At 74.2% G+C, this 973-nt stretch carries 1 protein-coding gene and 1 pseudogene; both read left to right on the forward strand.

Annotated features, from left to right (window positions below; genetic code table 11):
- Window positions 1-226: pseudogene (locus tag DW306_RS11125) on the forward strand (molybdopterin molybdenumtransferase MoeA); the annotation flags it as partial.
- Window positions 223-825 carry a molybdenum cofactor guanylyltransferase gene (locus DW306_RS11130; RefSeq protein WP_136055663.1) on the forward strand — a complete coding sequence of 201 codons (603 nt, stop codon included), beginning with the start codon at window positions 223-225 and terminating at the stop codon, window positions 823-825. The pseudogene DW306_RS11125 and the gene DW306_RS11130, both read left to right, overlap by 4 nt.
- Window positions 826-973 lie beyond the last annotated feature (148 nt).

Consider the following 973-nt stretch of genomic DNA (forward strand, 5'->3'; position numbering starts at 1 on the left):
GCCCGCTGCGACGGGATGGCGGAAGAAGGAGGGGCGCCGGCAGTTCGTGCCGGCGACCATCGATCGCGCCGACCCGGCCGGTTGGACGGTGCGGCCGACCGCAGCCGGAGGTCCAGGCTCGCACCTGGCGGCCGGGCTGGCGCGTGCCGAGGCGTATGCGATCGTGCCGGAGGACGTCGCGACGGTGAACGACGGAGACCTCGTCGACGTCGCACTGCTCTCATGACGCCGGGAGGAACAGCCGCGATCGTGCTCGCCGGCGGCCGGGCATCCCGCTTGGGCGGCGCCGACAAGCCGCAGCTCGTCGTCGACGGCGCGACCCTGCTCGACCACGCGGTGCGCGCCGTGTCGTGGTGCGACCCGATCGTCGTGATCGGCCCGCCCGCGCACGTCCGCGGCGATGTGACCTGGGCCCGGGAGAATCCCCCGTTCGGCGGACCGGTCGCGGCGATCGCCGCGGGGCTCGCCCACGTCGACGGCGACGAGGTCTGCATCCTCGCCGCCGACATCCCCCGCGCGGTCGACGCGGTCGCCCAGCTGCGCCGGCATCCCTCCGGCGACGCCGACGGGGTGTGCCTCACCGACGAGACCGGTGCTCCGCAGTGGCTCGTCGGCCGCTACCGCACGGCGGCGCTGCGCGAGGCGCTCGAATCCCTGCCCGATGCCGGACGCGACGCGTCTATCCGCTCGCTCGTCGCGGGCCTGCGCCTCGACCTCGTGGATGCGGGTGGCCTGGCGGCGGATGTCGACACGTGGGACGATCTGGAACGTGCGAGAGCGCGCCCCGCCACAGCGGGAAGACCCGTCGACCAGGAGGACACATGACAGACAAGCCGCAGCATCTCCCCGTCGACGCCCTCGACGACTGGACAGCGGCGGCGTGCGACCGGCTCGACCTGGATCGCTCCGACGTCGATGTGGCTCTGATCCTGGACCTCGCCCGCGACGTCGCGCACGGCGTGGCGCGGCCCGC

It is taken from the genome of Microbacterium sp. K24 (genome assembly GCF_004794465.1).
Taxonomy (GTDB): domain Bacteria; phylum Actinomycetota; class Actinomycetes; order Actinomycetales; family Microbacteriaceae; genus Microbacterium.